Annotated in this window: 17 protein-coding genes; 7 read left to right on the plus strand and 10 right to left on the minus strand. The window is 66.3% G+C overall.

Annotated elements, in window-relative coordinates; translation table 11 throughout:
• The 4 genes from ACYQ3G_RS08935 to ACYQ3G_RS08950 all read left to right on the plus strand — a co-directional run bounded on the left by ACYQ3G_RS08935 (window position 1) and on the right by ACYQ3G_RS08950 (window position 3,918).
• Window positions 1–981, plus strand: a complete 981-nt coding sequence (locus ACYQ3G_RS08935) for a branched-chain amino acid ABC transporter permease (RefSeq protein ID WP_459824991.1) — start codon at window positions 1–3, stop codon at window positions 979–981.
• The gene (locus ACYQ3G_RS08940) at window positions 974–1,747 is read left to right on the plus strand and encodes an ABC transporter ATP-binding protein (RefSeq protein WP_459824993.1); all 774 of its coding nucleotides are present in this window, start codon (window positions 974–976) and stop codon (window positions 1,745–1,747) included. The genes ACYQ3G_RS08935 and ACYQ3G_RS08940 overlap by 8 nt, the downstream gene beginning before the upstream one ends.
• A gap of 5 nt (window positions 1,748–1,752) precedes the next feature.
• Window positions 1,753–2,481 (plus strand): ABC transporter ATP-binding protein, encoded by a 729-nt coding sequence (locus tag ACYQ3G_RS08945; RefSeq protein WP_459828301.1) that lies wholly within the window; start codon window positions 1,753–1,755, stop codon window positions 2,479–2,481.
• Window positions 2,482–2,631: 150 nt separating this feature from the next.
• Window positions 2,632–3,918, plus strand: a complete 1,287-nt coding sequence (locus ACYQ3G_RS08950) for a phenylacetate--CoA ligase family protein (protein WP_459824996.1) — start codon at window positions 2,632–2,634, stop codon at window positions 3,916–3,918.
• A 169-nt stretch (window positions 3,919–4,087) separates the two neighbouring features.
• On the opposite strand, the gene ACYQ3G_RS08955 is transcribed toward ACYQ3G_RS08950, so the two are convergent.
• Complete coding sequence (locus ACYQ3G_RS08955; protein ID WP_028578590.1) at window positions 4,088–4,612, minus strand: universal stress protein; 525 nt, start codon at window positions 4,610–4,612, stop codon at window positions 4,088–4,090.
• Window positions 4,613–4,849: 237 nt separating this feature from the next.
• Between ACYQ3G_RS08955 and ACYQ3G_RS08960 the strand changes: the two genes are divergently transcribed.
• Complete coding sequence (locus ACYQ3G_RS08960) at window positions 4,850–5,887, plus strand: polysaccharide deacetylase family protein (RefSeq protein ID WP_459825000.1); 1,038 nt, start codon at window positions 4,850–4,852, stop codon at window positions 5,885–5,887.
• 130 nt (window positions 5,888–6,017) lie between these two features.
• Window positions 6,018–6,371, plus strand: coding sequence for a response regulator (locus tag ACYQ3G_RS08965; protein ID WP_028578591.1), 354 nt, complete (start codon window positions 6,018–6,020; stop codon window positions 6,369–6,371).
• A 123-nt stretch (window positions 6,372–6,494) separates the two neighbouring features.
• Here ACYQ3G_RS08965 and ACYQ3G_RS08970 read toward each other — a convergent pair whose 3' ends face one another.
• The 7 genes from ACYQ3G_RS08970 to ACYQ3G_RS09000 form a co-directional block, all read right to left on the minus strand.
• A complete protein-coding gene (locus ACYQ3G_RS08970; protein WP_459825003.1) occupies window positions 6,495–8,186 on the minus strand; it encodes an FAD-dependent oxidoreductase in 1,692 nt (563 codons plus the stop codon).
• A 107-nt stretch (window positions 8,187–8,293) separates the two neighbouring features.
• The gene (locus ACYQ3G_RS08975; protein WP_459825006.1) at window positions 8,294–8,728 is read right to left on the minus strand and encodes an iron-sulfur cluster-binding protein; all 435 of its coding nucleotides are present in this window, start codon (window positions 8,726–8,728) and stop codon (window positions 8,294–8,296) included.
• Window positions 8,721–9,695, minus strand: a complete 975-nt coding sequence (locus tag ACYQ3G_RS08980; protein WP_459825009.1) for a 4Fe-4S dicluster domain-containing protein — start codon at window positions 9,693–9,695, stop codon at window positions 8,721–8,723. Before ACYQ3G_RS08980 ends, ACYQ3G_RS08975 begins: the two co-directional genes overlap by 8 nt.
• Window positions 9,696–9,936: 241 nt before the next feature.
• Complete coding sequence (locus ACYQ3G_RS08985; RefSeq protein ID WP_459825011.1) at window positions 9,937–10,440, minus strand: universal stress protein; 504 nt, start codon at window positions 10,438–10,440, stop codon at window positions 9,937–9,939.
• A gap of 4 nt (window positions 10,441–10,444) precedes the next feature.
• On the minus strand, window positions 10,445–11,449 hold the full coding sequence (locus ACYQ3G_RS08990; protein ID WP_459825014.1) for an arsenic resistance protein: 1,005 nt from the start codon (window positions 11,447–11,449) through the stop codon (window positions 10,445–10,447).
• A 15-nt stretch (window positions 11,450–11,464) separates the two neighbouring features.
• A complete protein-coding gene (locus tag ACYQ3G_RS08995) occupies window positions 11,465–11,686 on the minus strand; it encodes a hypothetical protein (RefSeq protein ID WP_028578595.1) in 222 nt (73 codons plus the stop codon).
• Window positions 11,687–11,699: 13 nt separating this feature from the next.
• The gene (locus ACYQ3G_RS09000) at window positions 11,700–11,984 is read right to left on the minus strand and encodes a hypothetical protein (protein WP_028578596.1); all 285 of its coding nucleotides are present in this window, start codon (window positions 11,982–11,984) and stop codon (window positions 11,700–11,702) included.
• Window positions 11,985–12,202: 218 nt separating this feature from the next.
• Between ACYQ3G_RS09000 and ACYQ3G_RS09005 the strand changes: the two genes are divergently transcribed.
• Entirely contained in the window at window positions 12,203–13,567 is a 1,365-nt protein-coding gene (locus ACYQ3G_RS09005) for a sigma-54 interaction domain-containing protein (RefSeq protein WP_459825018.1), read from the plus strand.
• A gap of 77 nt (window positions 13,568–13,644) precedes the next feature.
• On the opposite strand, the gene ACYQ3G_RS09010 is transcribed toward ACYQ3G_RS09005, so the two are convergent.
• A complete protein-coding gene (locus ACYQ3G_RS09010) occupies window positions 13,645–13,920 on the minus strand; it encodes a hypothetical protein (RefSeq protein ID WP_459828343.1) in 276 nt (91 codons plus the stop codon).
• Complete coding sequence (locus ACYQ3G_RS09015) at window positions 13,878–16,262, minus strand: FAD-dependent oxidoreductase (RefSeq protein WP_459825020.1); 2,385 nt, start codon at window positions 16,260–16,262, stop codon at window positions 13,878–13,880. Before ACYQ3G_RS09015 ends, ACYQ3G_RS09010 begins: the two co-directional genes overlap by 43 nt.
• Window positions 16,263–16,276 lie beyond the last annotated feature (14 nt).

Consider the following 16,276-nt stretch of genomic DNA (forward strand, 5'->3'; position numbering starts at 1 on the left):
GTGAGCTACCGCAAGGACATGATCTGGCTTGGCTGCTTTTTCGCGCTGCTCATGCTCGCGCCGGCGGCGCTGCCCAACAACTATTTCCTGACCATCCTCATCCTGGGCTGCCTGCACTCCCTGAACGCCGTGGGCCTGTGCCTGCTGGTGGGTCACGCCGGGCAGATCTCCCTGGGGCACGCCGGGTTCTACGGCCTGGCCGCCTACGCGAGCGCGTGGCTCAGCGCCACGGCCGGATGGCCAGTGGAGGTTTCCATGCTGGCAGGCGTGGCCCTGACCGTGGGCGTGAGCGTGCTCATCGGCATGCCGTCCCTGAAGCTCAAGGGGCACTACCTGGCCATGGCCACTCTGGGCTTCGGCATCATCCTGTCCATCCTCTTCACCGAGACCGTGGACATCACCGGCGGCCCTTCGGGTTTTGTCGGCATCCCGCGCCTGTCCTTTTTCGGCCATGAGGTGAAGAAGGACCTGGCTCTGTACCGCATCGTGGCGGGCGTACTGTGCCTGGCCGTGTGGCTGGCCTTCAACCTGCTGCACAGCCGCATCGGTCGGGCCTTGCGCGCCCTGCACACCTCCGAGAAGGCGGCCCAGGCCATGGGCGTGGACATCGCCCGCTACAAGCTCTTCGTTTTCGTGCTCTCGGCCGCGTTCTCGGCCGTGGCCGGCGTGCTCTACGCCCACTACCTGACCTTCATCGCGCCCTCGTCCTTCGGCTTCATGTTCTCGGTGGAACTCATCGTCATGGTCGTGCTGGGCGGCATGGTCAGCGTGCCCGGGGCGATCGTCGGCGCCTTCTTCGTCACCGTCCTGCCCGAGTTCCTGCGGGCCTTCGAGAACGTCGAGGTCGTGCTCTTCGGGGCCATCCTCATCCTGTGCATGATGTTTCTGCCCGACGGCATGGCCGGGGGCTGGAACAGACTGTGGGCCTGGGCCAGACGGGCCAGGGCGGCGCGCGGCGCCTCGGGTGCGGCCCATGGGTAGCGAGGTGCTGACCACGAGCGGCGTGTCCGTGCGCTTCGGCGGCGTGCACGCCCTGGCCGACGTGGATTTCGAGGCTGAAGCCGGAGCCATCACGGCCATCATCGGCCCCAACGGCGCGGGCAAGACCACGCTTTTGAATGTCATCTCCGGCATGGTGCCGCCCAGTGGCGGAAGCATCCTTTTCGATGGACGCGACATCACCGCCGCCCCGGCCCACGAGCGGGCACGGGCGGGCATGGTCCGGACCTTCCAGAACCTGGAGATCTTCTCCAACATGACAGTCCTCGAAAACGTGGCCATGGGTTGCCACGCCCGCCTGAGCGTCCCGGCCTGGCACAGCATGCTGCGCACGCCGCGTTCGCGAAGGGTCGAAGCGGACATCCGGCGCGAGGCCATGGAGGCCCTGGAGTTCGTCGGCATGGCCGAGTACGCCCAGGCCACGGCCAAGGACCTGGCCTTCGGCCGGCAGCGCGCCCTGGAACTGGCCCGGGCCCTGGCGGCCCGTCCCCGGCTCCTGCTGCTGGACGAGCCGGCCGCCGGCCTGAACATCGCCGAGACCCAGGCCCTGGCGGCCATGATCGTGCGCATCCGCGACACCTACGGGCTCTCGGTCATCCTCGTCGAGCACGACATGGAACTGGTCATGGGCATCAGCGACGCCATTATGGTGCTCTGCTTCGGCCAGACCATCAGCCGCGGCACGCCGACCCAGGTCCAGAAGGACCCGAAGGTCGTGGCCGCTTACCTCGGGGGGGACGAGGAATGAAGACCCTGCTGTCCCTCAAGAACGTCGACGTCTTCTACGGACGCATCCACGCCGTGCGCCGCGCCACCCTGCACGTGCGCCAGGGCGAGATCGTGGCCCTCATCGGCGGCAACGGCGCGGGCAAGACGACCATGCTCTGCACCATCTCCGGCTTGAACCGCCCCGGCCAGGGCAGCATCCTTTTCGGCGAGGAGGATCTGACGCGCAGAAGCCCCGAGCAGATCGTGCGCGCCGGCATCTCCCACGTGCCCGAGGGGCGCCTGGTCTTCAGCCCACTTTCGGTGGAGGACAACCTGCGCCTGGGGGCCTACACCCGGCCGCGCTTCCGCGACCGCGCCGCCATCGCCGAGGACCTGGAGACCATGTACGCCATGTTCCCGGTCCTGCGCGAGCGCCGGGCTCAGGCCGCCGGGACCCTGTCGGGCGGGGAGCAGCAGATGCTGGCCATCGGCCGCGCCCTCATGGCCCGCCCGCGAATGCTCCTGCTGGACGAGCCGGGCATGGGCCTGGCCCCGCTGGTGGTCCGCGACATTTTCCGGCATATCGTGGGACTGCGCGACCGGCTGGGCCTGACGGTCCTTCTCGTGGAGCAGAACGCGAAGAGCGCCCTGAAGATCGCCGACCGCGGTTACGTCCTGGAGAACGGCCGCGTCATCCTGCAGGGCAGCGCGGCGGAGCTGCTGGCCAACCGAGATGTCCAGCGAGCCTACCTGGGCCGCGAGCAGGAAGCGTGAAAAGGCCCGATTACCGCGTTGCTGCGGCCAAAACGGGGTCGAAGTGTATCCCGAAATACATGAGGGCCCGTTTTGGCCTTGCGCCTTGCACTCGAACCTTTTCACGCTTCCTGCGCTTGGTCGGGAATTTAGGGATATAGGGGGAGAACGATGTACTGGCAGAGCGAATATGAATGCATGGACCGCGGCGACCTGGAACTGCTGCAGTTGGAACGGCTGCAGGCCACCCTGAACCGCGTGGCGCGCAACGTGCCCCTGTACCGGCGGCGTTTCGCGGAGCTGGGCATCGACCCCTACGACGTGCAGTCCCTGGCTGACGTGCGGCGTCTGCCCTTCACCACCAAGGCCGACCTGCGCGAGAACTACCCCTACGGGCTCTTCGCCGTGCCCCTGCGCGACGTGGTGCGCATGCAGGCCTCCACGGGCACCACGGGCAAGCCCACGGTGGTGGGGTACACCTCGGGCGACGTGCGGCGCTGGTCCGAGCTGGCCGCGCGCATCCTCACGGCCGGCGGCGTGACCAAGGACGACGCCGTGCAGATCGCCTTCAACTACGGCCTGTTCACCGGCGCCTTCGGCATCCACTCCGGGGCCGAGCTCATCGGCGCGTCGGTCATTCCCAGTTCCGGCGGCAACGCCCGGCGCCAGATCTCCATCATGCAGGACTACCGGACCACGGCCCTCGTCTGCACCCCGAGCTACGCCCTGCACCTGGCCGACACCCTGGACGAGATGGGCATCAACAAGACGGCCTTGAGCCTGCGTTTCGGCCTTTTCGGCTCCGAGCCCTGGACCGAGGAGACGCGTCGCGAGATCGAGGAGCGCCTGGGCGTCCAGGCCACGGACAACTACGGCTTGAGCGAGATCACGGGAGTGGCCGGGGAATGCCTGGAACGCTGCGGACTGCACATCAACGAGGACCATTTCCTGGCCGAGGTCGTGGACCCGGAAACCGGCGCGGTCCTGCCCGAGGGACAGCGGGGCGAATTGGTCCTGACCACCCTGACCAAGGAGGCCTTCCCCCTGGTCCGCTTCCGCACCGGCGACCTGACCACCCTCATCGGCGCGCCCTGCGCCTGCGGTCGGACCTTCAGGCGCATGACGCGCATTCCGGGCCGCAGCGACGACATGCTCATCATTCACGGCGTGAACATCTTCCCGGCCCAGATCGAGACGCTCATTGCCTCCACGGGCCTTGCGGACCCTCACTACCAGGTCGTCCTGGACCGCCAGGGGCACATGGACCAGGCCACGATACTCCTGGAGGCGCCGGAGTCCTTCTGCACCGATTCCATCAAGCAGTCCCAGCGCATCCTCGAAAACGTGCGCATCCGCCTGCAGACCGAGCTGGGCGTGTCCTTCGAGGTCCGCCTGGTGGAGCCCCGCACCCTGCAGCGCGAAGGTGGCGGAAGGATCGTGGATCACCGCAAGATCTAGCGCCGAGCGATCAATAACAAAACGCCCGCGGCAGAGATGCCGTGGGCGTTTTGCTTTGACGCGCGGGTGCAGGAGCGCTCTCCCGAGCCGTGCGTTTTCGTGAGGCCTGGTCAGCGGAATACGCTTCCGCGCCTGGTCGGGCTGGGCGTTGCGGCCGCCGGAACCCGCCTCAGCAGGCGCACATATCGTTCTGCAGGTTCGGGACGGGTTTGAAGCCCAGACGGCGCAGGCAGGACCCGCCGCAGGAATTGGCGCAATCGCATTCATCGCCCACGACGGCCACGGGCACGGAACTGCGAGCGCTGACCCTGTCGGACAGTGAGCCGAGGAACGAACGTACGCCGGTCGCGCCGCCGGAGCCCATGATGATCATGTCGCAGCGGTTGGCGCGGGCGGCGTCGACGATGGCGTCGGCCGGAGTGCCGTGGCCGATGACCGTCTTGAACACCACGCCGGCCTCGCGACAGCCGTCCTCGTACAGGCGCAGGACCTTGGAGATGCGCTCCATGTCCTTCATGTTGATCTTCTTGCGGGCCTCGGGGCTGATGCGGGCGCTGACGAGGCTCAGGGCGTGAAAGAGCACGACCTTGCCGCCGCACTGCTTGGCGAGGCCGATGGCGTAACGCTTGGCGCGACGGGACGCTTCGCCGCCGTCAACGGGAACAAGAAATGTTTTGAGACCTGGCAGTTCCATATATGCTTCCTCCGAAAGTTTTAGGTTGGTCAGTCAACCAATTTGTGACACGGCTCACAATGTCCGTCAAGAGGAAAGTTGCTCCATGGACGAGGGGCTGGGAAAATGGGGAGTCGCGAACGGCATGGCATTGCTTGCGCTTGCGTGTGGAGTGACACCGTGCGATCGTTCGCACGTTTCGTCGGGCGGGAATCGTCGTCTGCCCGGCACAGTCTTCCAACAAGCGGGGCAGGTTCCATGCAGGTGTTGCGTCACGCGGCCGGGTTCATCCTTCTCTTCATGGCATCGGCAGGGCTGGTCCAGGCCGGACAGGGCTCACGCGTCCTTCTGAACGGGCTGTGGACCCAGGTACAGCTGGCCGGGACGCCGGCCGACCATGTGGTCAGCCGCCCGTATTCCAAACCCGCGGACATCACGCCGCCTCTGCGGCTCGAACCCGTCGCGCGTCTGGCCCAAGTCCCGGCGGGCTCGCGCGGCGTCATCCGCCGCGTGCATGTCCCGGCCGGGGACAAGGTCCTGGCCTTGACGTTCGACCTGTGCGAGCGGGCCAGCAACCGCACGGGCTACCGCACCGAGATCGTCAATTTCCTGCGCGACCAGGGCATTGCGGCCACGTTCTTTGCCGGGGGCAAGTGGATGCGCTCCCACCCGGAGCAGACCATGCAGCTCATGGCCGACCCGCTCTTCGAACTGGGCAACCATTCCTGGACCCATGCCAATTTCGCCCTGACGGACGAGGCCGAGACCCGCGACCAGGTGCTCTGGACCCAGGCCCAGTACGAACTGCTGCGCGAAGAGCTGGCGCGCCGGGCCGACGAGCGCGGCCTGGGGGCGGAGATGGCCGCGGTGCCTGCTTCCATGACGCTTTTCCGCTTGCCTTACGGCCGCAACGCGCCCGAAACCCTGGAGCGTCTGGCGGCCATGGGGCTGCCCGTGATCCAGTGGGACGTCCTGGGCGAAGGCGGGGCGGGCACGGCGCGGGACATGGCTCTGCGCGCGGCGGGCGAGGTGCGCCCCGGCTCCATCGTGCTCATGCACGCCAACGCCGTGCCGCGCCACACGCACGAAATCGTCCCGGTCTTCGTGGACGAACTGCTGCGCCGGGGCTGGCGTTTCGTGACCGTGAGCGAACTTCTGGCCATGGGCCGGGCCGAGACCGTGCAGGACGGCTATTTCGAGCGGCCTGGCGACAACCGGCAATTCGACACGGGCTATCCGGGCAAGGGAACCCTGCATCCCGCACCCCGGCCCGGGGCCGGGAAGGCGGCGCAGTGACGTTGCGCCGCACCCGTTTGTGCGTGCCGTTCCCGACTTTGCGCTCAAATCCGGTTTTGTCGCGCAGAAGACAAAGATTTCTTTCAACGCCCTTTTGAATCTGCTAGGACATCGAAAAAGGGAGGCAGCCATGGACCGCAAGAAGGTGCTGGTCATCGACGACGAAGAGCACGTGCGCATGCTCTATGATGCGGAGCTCCGGGCGCAGGGCTACGACGTGGCCGTGTCCGACGGCAGCGAAGACCCTCTGGAACTCGTGCGGCGCAATGCCCCCGACCTGATCATTTTGGACATCAAGCTCGGCAGCAGATCGGGGCTCGACCTGTTGCAGTCCATCCGCCAGAAGCATCTGGACCTGCCCGTCATCCTCTGCACCGCCTACGACAGCTTCCGCTGCGACCTCAAATCCATCGCCGCCGACGCCTATGTGGTCAAATCCTACGACAGCACGGAATTGATGAACAAAGTCAAGGAACTTATCTAGATACGCGATAAGGCTCCGTTGCGTACGCGGTGGCGGACCGCTCTTTCTGAATTTTCTCCGAAGCGTCGAAAGCCCCCGCACAGAATGGCTGTGCGGGGGCTTTCGACGCTTTCAAGGAGGACGCTATTGTTCCTTGGCGAAGGGCCAGGCCATGAGGCCGCCTTCCATGACGCGCACGTCGGTGTAGCCTTCCTTTTCCAGGATGCGCTGGGCTTCGTAGCCGCGCATGGAGACCTTGCAGAAGGACAGGATGGTCGCGTTCTTGTCCTCGGGCAGCTCGGACACGCGCTTGCGCAGCTGGCCCAGGGGGATGAGGGTTTCGCCGCGTCCCAGGCGCATCTCCTTGAACTCCTCGGGGCCGCGTACGTCGAGGACGTACAGGGGGCCGCCGGCGTCGAACAGGGCCTTGGCCTCCACGGCCGAGATGCCGGTCATGAGGCCGCGCATCTTGTTCTGCAGGATGTGCGCCGTGGCGATGGCGTGGTCGATGGCCTGGGAATAGGGCGGGGCGTAGGGCAGGTCGGCCATGGCCATGTCGTCCACGGTCCAGCCGGCGGCCACGGCCACGGCCATTTCCGAAGTCTGGCGGTTGACGTCGCCCTGGCCCACGCAGGCGAAGCCGAGGATGCGGCCCGTGGCGCGGTCGGCGATCATCTTGGAGACCAGGGGCCTGGCGTTCATGAACCCGGGCTTATCGGGGCTGGCGTTGATGGCCGTGACCACGTCGAAGCCGGCTTCGCGGGCCCGGCGCTCGGACAGGCCCGTGGAGGCGGCGGTGAAGTCGAAGACCTTGCAGATGCCGCTGCCGATGGTGCCGGGGAAGCGCACCGTGTCGCCGAGCACGGCGTTCTCGCCGGCCACGCGGCCTTCGAGGTTGGCCAGGTCGCCGTAGGGCGCGAACATCTTCTTGCCCGTCAGGCGGTTGGTGACCTCGACGCAGTCGCCCGCGGCGTAGATGTCCGGGTCCGAGGTGCACATGCAGTCGTTGACGACGATGCCGCCGAACTGGCCGATCTCCAGGCCCGCCTCTTTGGCCAGGGTCACGTTGGGGGCCACGCCGATGGCCATGACCACCAGATCGCAGGGCAGCTCGCGGCCGTCGGCCAGGCGCACGCCCGTGACGTGGCCGTCGTGGCCCTCGATGGCGGCGAGGCCCGTGCCCGTCAGGATGTTCGCGCCCTTGGAGCGGGCGTGGTTTTCCACCAGCAACGCCAGCTCGGTGTCCAGGAAGCCCAGGACCTGCGGCAGGGCCTCGACCACGGTGACGTGGACGCCGGATTCATGCAGGGCCTCGCAGGCTTCCATGCCGATGAGTCCGCCGCCGACGATGACGGCGCGCTTGCCCCGGCCGTGTTCGGCCCAGGTGCGCATGCGGTCGGCGTCGGCCATGGAGTGCAGCGTGGTCACGCCCTGCAGGTCGCGGCCCGGGATGGGCGGCATCTTGGGCACGGAGCCGGTGCAGAGGATGAGCTTGTCGTAGGCCAGCATGCCGGTTTCGCCTGCGGCGTTGATCCAGTTCACGACCTTGGCGTCGCGATCGACACGCACGGCCTCTGTGTTGACCATGGCCGTGATGCCCTTGGCGCCGGCGAAGAATGACGGGTCGCGGACCACGCCGGCCGGAGTGCACAGCAGCTTTTCACGCTCCTTGAACATTCCGGAGACGTAATAGGGGTAGCCACACGAGGCCATGGACAGTTCCGGGGCCTTCTGCAGGAGGATGACCTCCGCGCTCTGGTCCAGTCGGCTGGCCCTGGCCGCGGCCTTGGGTCCGGCGGCAGTGCCTCCGATGACGACGATACGCTTGGCAACCATAAGAAACTCCTTGGTGATGAATTTGGTGTTGATCGGGGTCCGGTCCGGCCGTGTCCGCGCGCCCAACGAGAGTCGGCAACGGGCGGCGGGAGGGCCGTCGGGAAAAGTTACTGCACTGCGCCCGGCCTGGTGCGGGCCGCCAGGGCACGGCCCAGGCTGACGGCTCCCAGCAGAATGACGAAGCCCAGGTGCGCCCAGTCCACGGCCATGACGAGGTTCGGGGAAAAGAACGCGTCGGGCTGGTTTTTCATGACCCGCACAAGGCCCGTGACCACGACGCCGGCCCAGCACAAGGTCAGAAGCAGTCCGCCGGGAGTCCACCCGCGCTTCACGGCCAGGGGCAGCCGCCAGCCCAGGAAGACCAGCAGGACGGCGGCCAGGCCGTAGTGCAGGACGTGGTTCAGGTAGTAGTCGGCCGTCCAGGCGAAGCCCGGCACGTCGGCCAGGTAGTAGCGCGCGAAGATGGGCATCTGCGCGAAGCCCGTGAAGAGCAGGGCGAAGACCGTCAGGCGGAAGATCAGGTTCAGGCCGCGCTTATTCATGGTCGTCCTCCGAAGCCGCGCCGCGGATCAGGTGCAGCGCTCCGGCGGCCAGACCGGCCAGGGGTGCGGCGTAGACGGCCCGGGCTAGGGTGTCCTCGGTGGTGAAGGGATTGCCGACGGAGGCCAGGTGCGGCCGGCCCGGCCCCTTTTCGATGGCCTGGTTCAGGACGTCGAAGGGCACGGGCGAGACGTAGAACGTGTTGGTCCCGCCGTTTTCCGTGTCGCCGTAAATGAAGCCGCCGGTCTCCTCGGCCAGCTTGCGGGCCTGGGCCAGGATGTCGTCGCGCGGGCCGATGGTCTGCACGCCCTCGGGACAGACCTCGATGCAGGCAGGCGTGCCGCCGGCCGCGACGCGGTCCTGGCAGCGGTCGCACTTGTACATGACGCCGTTGCCCGCAAAGCTGGGGGCCAGCTTCAGGTACAGGCCCACGCCCGTCTGGCGCTCGGGGATGTGCCACGGGCAGACGTCCTTGCATTTGGAGCCGCCCAGGCAGATCTCGTCGTTGATGTCCACGATGCCGCGTCCGTCCTTGGACGCCGCGCCCCAGGGGCAGAGGTTGGCGCAGGGCGGGTTCTGGCAGTGCAGGCAGCGCCGCGGGATGTTCAGTTCGAAGGGCTTGCCGTCGTACTCCCCTGAAGCCGTCTGGATGTAGAGCCAGTTGTAGGGCGTCAGGCGGTCGTCCACGTCGCGCTTGTCGCTCCAGTCCGCGGCCTTGACCCGGGACGGGTACATCTTCGGGAAGGGTTTGACGGGTTCGGGGTACCTGTGTGCGTTCGCCTCACGGCAGCCCTCCACGCAGGCCCCGCAGCCGATGCATTTGGACAGGTCGAGCAAGGTGGCTAGAACGACTGCCACGCTCGAGGCCGAACTGGATCCTTCCGCGGCCCTGCCCTGCGCAGGTCCGGCCACGGCTCCGGCCGCTGCGGCCAGGCCCGTGGCGAGGAAAGATCTGCGGTTGATTTTCATGCGCTTCTCCAAATGGTTCTAAGTGTAGCGATCCAAAGGCATGGATCCCCGCCTTCGCGGGGATGACTTCTGAGTTGCGGCGCGATGCCTGACAGACACGAAAATATGCAGTCAGCTGAAACGATATGCGATTCGGCGTGGCGCTGAAGGAACCGAAGCGGCTGCCTTGCTCCCCGCCTAGATGTCATCCCCGCGGAGGCGGGAATCCATGCCTTTTCCGGGTTTGCAGGCCTGCTCATCCTCACGCCTTCTCCCCAGGCAGCCGCACGGTCAGCACCGGCACGGGGCTCAGGCGCACGACCTTGCGGGCCACCGAGCCCAGCAGCATGTCGGCGAACACGCCTCGGCCGTGGGCGCCCATGACCACCAGATCGTGGCCGGGGATTTCCTCGAGGATGCGTTCGGCCGGATCGCCGGTCAGGATCTTCACCTCCGCCCCGGCCACGGGGCAGGCAGCGTGGTCCGTGGCGCACTCGGCGGCCATCTCGCGCACGCGCTTTTCGGCCTTGTCCTTGGCCCGCGCCGTGGCCGACGCGTTGAGGCTCTTCCAGTCGGAGGCCTCGAAATGCGTCTCGATGTCGAACCCGGCGTCCTCGCTCATGAGGTCCACGAGGTCCGGGACCACGTGCAGGATGGTCATGGCCGCTCCGTACCGGGTGGCCAGGGATACGGCGTGGCGCAGGGCCAGGCGGGCGCTTTCGGACAAGTCGGTGGCGTAGAGGATGCGTCTGTATTCGGGCAGCATGGTTCTAGCTCCTGCCGGCGGGTTGGGGTGCGGTGAATCCCTGGGTCTGGGCCGGGCCGAAGAGGCGGTCGGTCAGCCGGACGTACCAGGCCGCGCTCTGGACCTGGATGATGTAGGCCATGGCCACGACCAGGGCCGCGTCGGAGCCGCCCGCGCCGAAGGCGTTCATGGCCACGGCCAGGGCGATGGACAGGTTGCGCATGACCGTGCCGTAGACCATGGCGATGGCGTCGCCGCGCGGCAGGAGCATGCGCCCCAGGATCGTGCTGAGGATGAAGTTCGCCCCGTAGATGACGGCCAGGGGGACGAGGATCTGCAGCAGCACGGCGGGCGCGCCCATGATGGTCTTGGCCTTGAGGGCCAGGGCGATGAAGACGATGCCGAGCACCCCGACGGTGGACAGGGCCGGGAATCGCGGGCCCAGGCGCTCGGCGAAGGCCTTCTGGCCGTAGACGCGGACCAGAACCCGCTGGGTGGCGTACCCCAGGGCCATGGGCAGGAAGACGATGAGCACGATCTGGGAGAAGACGGCCGAGACGTCCATCTCGATGCTGGCCCCCAGCAGGCTCCGGACGTAGATCGGCGTGGCCAGGGAGCCCAGGGTCAGCCCGATGACGGTCATCTTCACGGCCGCGGCCACGTTGCCCTTGGCGAAGCCCGTCCAGGAGATGGTCATGCCGCTGGTGGGCACGAGGCCGGCCAGGACGACGCCGAGCATCATGTAGGGCTGTTCGCGAAAGAAGATCCAGGCCACCCCGAAAGCCAGGAAGGGCACAAGGCCGAAGTTGACGAGCTGGGTGATGATCTGGGCCTTGATGTCGCCGCCGGAGAAGACCTGGTTGATCTTGAGGGTGACCATCATGGGGTAGACCATGAGGAAGGTGAACGGCACGATGAGGCCCTTGAGCCATGACACGTCACCCAGCAGGCCGCTGATGAAGCCCAGGATCATGACCGCCGGGATGGCCGTGACCAGATTTTTCGAGATGGTTTGCAGTACGTTCCACATGGTGTCGTTCCCGCTCTATTCTTCGCAGGTCGCGCTGGTTTCGACTTCCCGGCAATCCGGGTTGCTCATGCACGGGGCGTCGGCGACCTTCATGACCCTGAGTCCGCCGGCACGTCTCTCGGCGATGAAATTCTTCCCGCACGAGGGGCATGGGTGAAACTGCGGCGCGTAGTCGTCGGCTTGGGTAATGGTTGTTTCGGCCTGACAATACGGACAGGTGACGGTGATGGCGGACATGTTGGCCTCCTGATTACTGGTTTTCGACCTTGGGAACGGTTCTGGCGACACGGACGAGGTAGTCCGCATTCTCTTCGAAGCCCATGACGCAGGATACGGTCTCGAAGGTGCAGTCGGGGTGCACTCGCTGCAGGTCCGCGAGGAAATTCCTGTCGTTGGCCAGGACGTGTACGCTCTCGCCGGGGTGGAGCCGTTTGATCAGGGCGCAGGTCTTGAGCATGCAGAAGAAATCCATGCTGTTGCGCATGTCGATCCGGGCCGCTGCGTCCTTGCGCTCAAACTGGTCGTGGCACTTCATGCGGCCTGTAGAGCGAAGGCCATGCCACCACGGGAACTTGAGCGGCGCCGCGATGATTTTTTATGTTTAACTATATGAAATATAGAGAATAAATTGTCATTAATCCCTCGGTGCGCGCTTGTTCGAAGCGGAGTTCCTTGAACTTTTCATGTTCATAAAATAAACATCTGAACGGCAGGGTGTTCATAAAAATAACGTTTTGGTTGACAGGTGAGCAGATGGAAGAAAACCTGAATCAGTACTGGAAGACCGTGGTCAACACCATCCAGGACGGGGTCATGATCGTCACCCCGGACGGGCAGATCGTGTCCGTGAACCAGGCTCTGGTGGACATGACGGGCTATGCCCGGGAGGAGCTCATCGGCGCGCCGTGCTCCATCCTCGGTTGCTCGACCTGCGAGCTGGCGCGGGGAATCCCCCAATGCCATTTCTGCGTGATGTTCGAGAAGGGCGAGCTGCGCCGCCAGAAGTGCGGCCTGGTCAGGAAGGACGGGACGCGGCTGCCCGTGGTCAAGAATGCTTCGGTGCTGCGCGACGCCGACGGCTCGGTCATCGGCGCGGTGGAGACCATCACGGACATTTCGGACCTGGTGGACAAGGAGGCGCAGATCGAGATTTTCCGGCGCGAACTGTCGGCCGAGGACAGCTTCCACGGCATCGTCGGCCGCGACGCGCGCATGCAGCAGGTCTTCGACCTCATCGACGGCGTGGCCCAGACCGACGCGCCCGTGGTCATCTACGGCGAGAGCGGCACGGGCAAGGAACTGGTGGCCAAGGCCATCCACGACGCCGGGCCCCGGCACGATCAGCCGTTCATCAAGGTCAACTGCGCGGCCCTGAACGAATCGCTGCTGGAGAGCGAGCTTTTCGGGCATGTGCGGGGCGCCTACACCGGGGCCCACAAGGACAGGGTCGGCCGGTTCGAGAGCGCGGCGGACGGCGACATCTTTCTCGACGAGATCGGGGACCTGCCCATGGCCACCCAGGTCAAGCTCCTGCGCGTGCTGGAGGAGAAGGTCATCGAGCGCGTCGGCGACCACCGCCCCATCCCGGTCCGCGCCCGCATCATCACGGCCACCAACCGCGATCTGCCGGAACTGGTGGCCAAGGGCCAGTTCCGCCAGGACCTTTACTACCGCATCAACGTCATCCCCATCCGCATCCCGCCGCTGCGAGAACGGCGGGAAGACATCGCGCTCCTGGCCTCGCACTTCTTCCGGCGCAGCCAGATGAAGTCGGGCAAGCAGGTCCGCGGCATCTCCCGCGAGGCCATGGATCAGATCCTGCGACACCCCTGGCCCGGCAACGTGCGCGAACTCAGAAGCGCCTTCGAGTACGCCCTGGTGGCCTGCAAGACGGACATGATCGAACCGCGCGACCTTCCGGCCGAGGTCTTCCGCCAATCCGAAGTCTGTCTGCCGGGCGAGGTCTCGGGCCGCAGCCTCGACGAGATCAAGAAGGAGCGCCTGCGCAAGGCCCTGGAAGAGGCCGGGGGAAACAGATCCGAGGCGGCGAGGATATTGGGCATTTCGCGGACCAGCGTGTGGAGCCAGATGAAGCGGTATGGGATTGGGAGCGGGTGAGCCAGACATGGATGTTCGGGACTGAATTGCCGCCCTTGCGAAGACAGGTCAGGCAAATCGTCTTGTGCATCCAACCTTCAAGCGGGCTCTTCTGAGACGGTGCGGTGAATAGCCGAACAATCACCGCGCGAACTGCGGAGAATATGTCGGATTTTGGCTGCACGAAAGCGAGCCCCCCGCGTTTTACGGATCATGCGCCAAGCAGCGCTGAATCGTTTTTTCTCTTCTTTATCGCCGTAGGCCATGAAAAAGGGGGAAAGTCGCCTTCCCCCCTTCAGAGTTGCCAGATTGCCGGCCGCCCGGCTTGCGCCTACCCCAGCGGCGTGTTCGGGATCAGCGTCCAGATGCCGCATGGGCAGGCTCCGGCGCAGAAGCCGCAGCCGATGCATTTCTCGCTGTCGCAGACCATGGCGAACTCGTTGTCCGGCAGGGCCTGGCGGCTGATGGCGCCGCGGGGGCAGATGGCCTCGCAGATGCCGCAATCGCGGCACACGCCGCAGGACGAGCACTCCTCGGCGCACTGGTCCAGGCTCTCGAAGCCGCCCAGGCGCGGGTCGAAGTAGGCCAGGTTCATGCGCGAGTAGTCGATGGTCTCGGACATGTGGTTGCCCGGGTCCATGTACTCGATGCGCGTCTTGAGCTCTTCCATCATGTCGGCCGTGACGGACAGGGGCCGGCGGCCGGCCACGATGTCGTCGATGGCCTGGGCCGCGCGGCGGCCGTCGCCGATGGCCTGGGTCAGCAGGCCCAGCTTGACGAGGTCGCCGATGGCGAAGACGTGCGGGTCCGTGGTCTGGTTGACCTCGTTGACCGTGATGAAGCCGCGTTCGCGGGCGATGTTCTCGGGGAAGGCCTCCAGGTCCGGCGTGTCGCCGATGGAGATGACCACCGTGTCGGCCGGCAGAACACGCCCGTCCGTCAGGACCACGCCTTCGGCCGTGATCTCCTTGGTGAAGCAGGGCCACATGAACTGCGCCCCGGCCTTTTCGGCCTCCTCGCGCTCCTTGCCGAATGACGCGGGCTTCTGCACGTCGATCAGCGTCAGGCTTTTCGCACCAAGGCGCGCGGCCTCGGTGGCCACGTCGCAGCCCACGTTGCCCGCGCCGATGACGACCACGCGCTCGCCGACCTTGCCGTCGCCGTGCTTGGCGGCCTTGAGGAAATCGAGGGCCGTGACGAGCCGCTCGTTGCCGGGCACGGGCAGGGTGCGCGGACGCTGGGCTCCGGTGGCCAGGACGATGAAGTCGTAGTCCTTCCGGATGGCCTCGAAGTCCTCGCGGGTCAGCTTCTTCTCCAGACGCACATGGGGGATGACCTCGCGGGCGCGGTCAAGTTCCGCCGCCAGCACCTCGGGCGGGATGCGGTTCGCCGGGATGGAGGCCTGCAGCTTGCCGCCGAGCTTCTCGTCCATGTCGAAGACCGATGCCTTGTGGCCTTTCAGGCGCAGCTGCCAGGCCACGGAGATGCCGGAAGGCCCGCCGCCGATGACGGCCACCTTCTTGTCCGAGGACAGGGGCAGCATGGGCGGATGGGCGTTGATGCCCTCCTTGCCGAGCATCTTGGCGTCCACGGGCTTGAGATTGCCAAGGCCGCGCGTGCAGCCTTCCATGCACAGGTTGGGGCAGAGGTAGCCGCAGACCGTGGCCGGGAAGGGCGTGAATTCCAGAGACAGGTCCACGGCCTCGGCCAGGCGGCCTTCGCGGATGAGCTGCCAGCGCTTCTGCACGGGGATGCCCGAGGGGCAGCTGGCCTGGCAGGGCGGCATGTACTTGCAGTTTTCCCAGACGGGCACGTTGCGGCGCAGTTCGCCCGTGGTGATGAGGCCGATGGGCGAGCGGTCCACCGAGGTCAGGTCGCCGACCAGGCCGCCGCGGCCGAGCTCCATGTCCCAGACCTTGGCGTGGAACTCGGACATGGACTTGCGCTTTCGGGTGATCTTTTCGTGCGGGGTTTTGGCCCGGGCCAGATGCCACTCCTCGCGCACGGCAAGCGTTGCGAAGAGGTCGTCCTTGCCCAGTTTGTTCAGGAACTGCTTGAGGTTTTCGGTCAGCCAGGCCCAGTCGTCGTCGGTGATGGGGGCGTGGATGGCGTCGGCCGCGCTAACCGTCTGCTCCTGGCCGCGGTAGAAGATGCGGCCGCCGACCATGCCCACGCAGGGCCGGTAGCCCATGGTGCAGGCCGGATCGATGGCGTCCACGCCGCAGACCACGGCCACGCCGCCGGCCATGAACTCGGCGAAGTAGTCGCCGGTCTGGCCCAGGACCCACAGTTCCGGGGCGGCAAAGCGCGGGTTCTGCTTGGTCATGGTCATGGAGCGGGACCCGACGTCGCCGCCGACAAAGACCTTGCCCTGGGCCATGGCGTTGCAGGTGCCGTTGCCGGCGTTGCCGTGCACCACGACTTCGGCGCCGGCGTTGAGCCAGCCCGTGTCGTCCGAGGCCGGGCCCATGACCTCGATGAAGGTGCCGGGCACGCCCAGGGAGGCCATGCGCTGGCCCGGGGCGCCGGTGATGGTGACGTGTATGGGCTCGTCCTTGGCCACCCACAGGCGGCCGCCCAGGCCGTGCTGGCCGCAGGCCTCGATGGTCAGTTCGCGCGCTCCCTGACGCACGGCATCCTGGATGCGTTCCTCCAGGATGCGCGATTCCAGGCGCACGCCGTTTTCCTTGCCCGCAATGAATGTGTTGTTCTGCATATCAGCTTCTCTCC

The sequence above is a fragment of the Desulfomicrobium salsuginis genome (assembly GCF_054657795.1).

Excerpts from the sequence above, each read along its gene's own strand:
- ACYQ3G_RS09015 (WP_459825020.1), bottom strand. The coding sequence starts at position 16,262 with ATGCAGAACAACACATTCATTGCGGGCAAGGAAAACGGCGTGCGCCTG.
- ACYQ3G_RS09000 (WP_028578596.1), bottom strand. The coding sequence starts at position 11,984 with ATGAAGTGCCACGACCAGTTTGAGCGCAAGGACGCAGCGGCCCGGATC.
- ACYQ3G_RS08975 (WP_459825006.1), bottom strand. The coding sequence starts at position 8,728 with ATGAATAAGCGCGGCCTGAACCTGATCTTCCGCCTGACGGTCTTCGCC.
- ACYQ3G_RS08995 (WP_028578595.1), bottom strand. The coding sequence starts at position 11,686 with ATGTCCGCCATCACCGTCACCTGTCCGTATTGTCAGGCCGAAACAACC.
- ACYQ3G_RS08985 (WP_459825011.1), bottom strand. The coding sequence starts at position 10,440 with ATGCTGCCCGAATACAGACGCATCCTCTACGCCACCGACTTGTCCGAA.
- ACYQ3G_RS09005 (WP_459825018.1), top strand. The coding sequence starts at position 12,203 with ATGGAAGAAAACCTGAATCAGTACTGGAAGACCGTGGTCAACACCATC.
- ACYQ3G_RS08940 (WP_459824993.1), top strand. The coding sequence starts at position 974 with ATGGGTAGCGAGGTGCTGACCACGAGCGGCGTGTCCGTGCGCTTCGGC.
- ACYQ3G_RS08950 (WP_459824996.1), top strand. The coding sequence starts at position 2,632 with ATGTACTGGCAGAGCGAATATGAATGCATGGACCGCGGCGACCTGGAA.
- ACYQ3G_RS08960 (WP_459825000.1), top strand. The coding sequence starts at position 4,850 with ATGCAGGTGTTGCGTCACGCGGCCGGGTTCATCCTTCTCTTCATGGCA.
- ACYQ3G_RS08965 (WP_028578591.1), top strand. The coding sequence starts at position 6,018 with ATGGACCGCAAGAAGGTGCTGGTCATCGACGACGAAGAGCACGTGCGC.
- ACYQ3G_RS08970 (WP_459825003.1), bottom strand. The coding sequence starts at position 8,186 with ATGGTTGCCAAGCGTATCGTCGTCATCGGAGGCACTGCCGCCGGACCC.
- ACYQ3G_RS08990 (WP_459825014.1), bottom strand. The coding sequence starts at position 11,449 with ATGTGGAACGTACTGCAAACCATCTCGAAAAATCTGGTCACGGCCATC.
- ACYQ3G_RS08955 (WP_028578590.1), bottom strand. The coding sequence starts at position 4,612 with ATGGAACTGCCAGGTCTCAAAACATTTCTTGTTCCCGTTGACGGCGGC.
- ACYQ3G_RS08980 (WP_459825009.1), bottom strand. The coding sequence starts at position 9,695 with ATGAAAATCAACCGCAGATCTTTCCTCGCCACGGGCCTGGCCGCAGCG.
- ACYQ3G_RS09010 (WP_459828343.1), bottom strand. The coding sequence starts at position 13,920 with ATGCGGCATCTGGACGCTGATCCCGAACACGCCGCTGGGGTAGGCGCA.